A 4,092-nucleotide genomic window follows, 5' to 3' on the forward strand; every position below is an offset into this window, starting at 1 on the left:
CTGCGCCAGCAGCGACCCCATCCGCGTCGCGGAGTCACGGCCCGCCTGGAGAACCTCCTCGTGGTTCAACGGCTCCCCGGTCATCCCCGCGGCGAGGTTGGTCACGAGGGAGATACCGAGAACCTCCGCCCCCGCCTCCCGCGCGGCGATCGCCTCGAGGACCGTCGACATGCCCACCAGGTCCGCACCGATCACGCGAGCCATACGGATCTCGGCCGGCGTCTCGTAGTGCGGGCCGGGGAACTGGGCGTAGACGCCCTCCTCCAGCGTGGGGTCGACCTCCTTGCACAGCGCGCGCAGGCGCGGGGAGTAGAGGTCGGTGAGGTCGACGAAGTTCGCGCCGACGATGGGCGACGTGGCGGTGAGGTTGATGTGGTCGCTGATCAGGACCGGCTGGCCGGGGCGCATGCCCTCGCGCAGGCCGCCGCAGCCGTTGGTGAGCACGATCGTCTTGCAGCCGGCCGCCACCGCGGTGCGGACACCGTGGGCGACGGCCGCCACGCCGCGGCCCTCGTAGTAGTGCGTGCGGCCGAGGAAGACCAGGGCGCGCTTGTCGCCGATCCGGTAGGAGCGGATCTTGCCGCCGTGCCCTTCCACCGCCGGCGGCGGGAAACCGGGCAGCTCGGTGACCTGGAGCTCGGCCTCGGGGGCGCCGAGGGCGTCCACGGCCGGGGCCCAGCCGGAGCCCATCACGAGGGCGACGTCGTGGGTCTCGGCGCCCGTGAGTTCGCGCAGGCGGGCCGCGGCGGCGTCGGCGGCCGTGTGCGGGTCGCCCTGGATGTCGTCCGGAAGAAGAGATGCGTTCACGCCGTCGAGAGTAGCCGCTGATGGCCTACGCGCGTAGATGGTGGAGCTCACGGGGTCGCGATCGTTGTCTTGTCGTTTCCAACGACAGGACGGACGGGGGCCCGTCAGCAGGGGCGCTTGCGGAGTTCCATGACGTAGTCGTGAGGGGCTCCGGCCGATTCGGCCGCGTCGGCGATCTCACCCAGGTAGCGGGCGGAGGGCAGGCCGCCCTCGTACGCGTTCAGGGCGAAGGCCCACGCCGGCTCCTCTCCGTCCAGGGTGTGCACCCGTACGCGGGTCCGGCGGTAGATGTCGAGGCCCACCCCCTCCCAGCGGTCGAGTGACTCCTCGTCCATGGGGGCGATGTCGTACAGCGCGACGAAGACCTGGGAGACGGGGTCCTCGACGATCGTCGGCAGGGCACCCTCCCAGCCCATGTGCTCGCCGCCGAAGGTCAGCCGCCACCCGTTCAGCCAGCCCGTGGCGCGCAGCGGCGAATGAGGGGCGCGGCGGGTCATCAGCCGCGCGTCGAGGTTGCCGGCGTACGCGGCGTAGAGCGACATGGACAGAGGGTACGGCAGGTGGCCCGGAGTCACTCGCGTAACAGAGCCGCATCGGGCGGGCCCCCGGGCGTCGTCACGTTGATGGGTGCGGGACAATGGAGTACGTGACTCGGATCGTGATCATCGGTGGCGGACCCGGCGGATACGAAGCGGCGCTGGTGGCCGCTCAACTCGGCGCGGAGGTGACCGTCGTCGACTGCGACGGTCTGGGCGGGGCGTCGGTGCTCACCGACTGCGTACCGTCGAAGACCCTGATCGCCACGGCCGAGGTGATGACCACCTTCGACTCGTCGTACGACGAGCTGGGGATCATCGTCGCCGACGACACCCCGCCCATGGAGCAGGCCGCCCGGGTGGTGGGCGTGGACCTGGGCAAGGTCAACCGGCGTGTGAAGCGGCTCGCGCTCGCCCAGTCGCACGACATCACCGCCTCCGTGACGCGCGCCGGTGCGCGTGTCCTGCGGGGGCGGGGGCGGCTGGAGGGCATGCAGGCGCTCGACGGGTCGCGGAAGGTCGTGGTGCGCGCCGCCGACGGGAGCGAGGAGACCCTGACGGCGGATGCCGTGCTTATCGCCACCGGCGGGCATCCGCGTGAGCTGCCCGACGCCCTCCCGGACGGCGAGCGGATCCTGAACTGGACCCAGGTGTACGACCTGAACGAGCTCCCCGAGGAGCTGATCGTGGTCGGGTCGGGTGTGACCGGTGCCGAGTTCGCGGGTGCCTACCAGGCGCTGGGGTCGAGGGTGACGCTCGTGTCGTCGCGGGACCGCGTGCTGCCGGGCGAGGACCCGGACGCGGCCGCCGTGCTGGAGGACGTCTTCCGGCGGCGCGGCATGAACGTCATGGGTCGTTCCCGGGCGCAGTCCGCCAAGCGGGTCGGGGACCGGGTCGAGGTGACGCTCTCCGACGGGCGTGTCATCACCGGGTCGCACTGTCTGATGGCCGTCGGTGCCGTGCCCAACAGCGCCGGCATGGGGCTGGAGGACGCCGGGGTCAGGCTGCGCGAGTCCGGCCACATCTGGACCGACAAGGTGTCGCGTACGACCGCTCCGGGCGTGTACGCGGCCGGTGACGTGACGGGCGTGTTCGCCCTCGCCTCCGTGGCCGCCATGCAGGGCCGTATCGCCATGTACCACTTCCTGGGCGACGCCGTGGCCCCGCTGAACCTGAAGACCGTGTCGTCGAACGTCTTCACCGACCCGGAGATCGCCACCGTCGGCTACACCCAGGCCGACGTCGACGGCGGGAAGATCGACGCCCGGGTCGTGAAACTGCCGCTGCTGCGCAACCCGCGCGCCAAGATGCAGGGCATCCGCGACGGCTTCGTCAAGATCTTCTGCCGGCCGGGCACGGGCATCGTGGTCGGCGGTGTGGTCGTCGCGCCGCGCGCCTCGGAACTGATCCACCCCATCTCGATCGCGGTCGACAACAACCTGACGGTCGAACAGATCGCGAACGCCTTCACCGTGTATCCCTCCTTGTCGGGCTCGATCGCCGAGGTGGCACGGCAGTTGCACACGCGCAAGGAGACCGGCGAGGGCTGAGGCCGCGAACCGACTCCTCGCTGGTCACGGGGAGTGTTCGACCATTCGTACGGCATAAGCGGCGGGACTAGGCCCTATACCACTTCGGGCTGCTCGGTGCGAACATCTTCTGCTATTCAGCGCAAACTGCTGAAAGCAGACGGTCGCTGGCGTTACTGTCAGTTTCGTGTTCGCTGCAGAACGTCGCCAATTGATCCTCGAAATGGTGCGAGCGAACGGAGCCGTGTCGCTCCGTGAGCTCGCCCGCGTCGTCCAGACCTCCGAAGTGACCGTACGGCGGGACGTGCGCGCACTGGAGGCAGAAGGACTCCTCGACCGCCGGCACGGCGGTGCGGTACTGCCGGGCGGTTTCACGCGGGAGTCCGGCTTTCCGCAGAAGTCTCATCTCGCGACCGCCGAGAAGACCGCCATCGCCGACCTCGCCGCGAACTTCGTGGAAGAGGGCGAGGCGATCGTGGTCGGGGCGGGTACGACCACCCAGGAGCTGGCCCGCCGGCTCGCCCGGGTGCCCGGGCTGACCGTCGTCACCAACTCGCTGCTGGTGGCGCAGGCGCTGGCCCATGCCAACCGGGTCGAGGTCGTGATGACCGGTGGGACGCTCCGCGGTTCGAACTACGCCCTGGTCGGCAGTGGTGCCGAGCAGTCCCTGCACGGGCTGCGGGTGTCGCGGGCGTTCCTGTCCGGGAGCGGGCTGACCGCGGAGCGCGGGCTGTCCACGTCCAACATGCTGTCGGCGTCCGTCGACCGGGCGCTGGTGCAGGCCGCGGCGGAGGTCGTGGTCCTCGCCGACCACGGCAAGCTGGGCACCGACACGATGTTCCAGACCGTGCCGACGGATCTCATCACGCGCCTCGTGACGGATGAGCCGCCCGCGCATGACGACCGTGCGGCCACGGAGCTGCAGGCGTTGGCCGACCAAGGGGTGCAGATCGCCGTGGCCGGTGGGCAGGGGGGTTCGGCCGGGGTAGGGGGGCCCGGGGCCGGGGGTGATGCCGTCCCGGCGCGTCAGCAGCAGCGGCGGGATGTGCCGTTGCCGGGGCCTCGGAGGCAGGTGCCGGGGGGTGGGGGTGCCGCGGGTGGGTTGCGGTCCGCTGCGATGTTGGGGGAGCAGGGGGCTGGGGCTGAGCGGGCTCGGGTGGCTGATCTGCGGCGGCGGTGAGACCGACGGTGGGCTGAGTTGCTGTTGGTTGTCAGGAACT

4 protein-coding genes are annotated in these 4,092 nt (G+C 70.7%); 2 read left to right on the forward strand and 2 right to left on the reverse strand.

Features of this window, described 5'->3' with window-relative positions; all coding sequences use genetic code 11:
• Nucleotides 1–807: purine-nucleoside phosphorylase (locus tag SSQG_RS24755; protein ID WP_003992582.1), on the reverse strand; the 807-nt coding region annotated here is incomplete at its 3' end.
• Between the two features lie 104 nt (nucleotides 808–911).
• Entirely contained in the window at nucleotides 912–1,349 is a 438-nt protein-coding gene (locus SSQG_RS24760; RefSeq protein ID WP_003992583.1) for a gamma-glutamylcyclotransferase, read from the reverse strand.
• A 95-nt stretch (nucleotides 1,350–1,444) separates the two neighbouring features.
• On the opposite strand from SSQG_RS24760, the gene SSQG_RS24765 reads away from it, so the two are divergent.
• A complete protein-coding gene (locus SSQG_RS24765) occupies nucleotides 1,445–2,893 on the forward strand; it encodes an NAD(P)H-quinone dehydrogenase (protein WP_039933550.1) in 1,449 nt (482 codons plus the stop codon).
• Nucleotides 2,894–3,059: 166 nt separating this feature from the next.
• Nucleotides 3,060–4,052, forward strand: coding sequence for a DeoR/GlpR family DNA-binding transcription regulator (locus SSQG_RS24770; protein ID WP_078506909.1), 993 nt, complete (start codon nucleotides 3,060–3,062; stop codon nucleotides 4,050–4,052).
• Nucleotides 4,053–4,092: the final 40 nt, after the last annotated feature.

The organism is Streptomyces viridochromogenes DSM 40736, assembly GCF_000158955.1.
GTDB classification, from domain to species: domain Bacteria; phylum Actinomycetota; class Actinomycetes; order Streptomycetales; family Streptomycetaceae; genus Streptomyces; species Streptomyces venetus.

Coding starts and splice junctions, on each gene's coding strand:
- SSQG_RS24760 (WP_003992583.1), bottom strand. CDS start 1,349: ATGTCGCTCTACGCCGCGTACGCCGGCAACCTCGACGCGCGGCTGATG.
- SSQG_RS24765 (WP_039933550.1), top strand. CDS start 1,445: ATGGAGTACGTGACTCGGATCGTGATCATCGGTGGCGGACCCGGCGGA.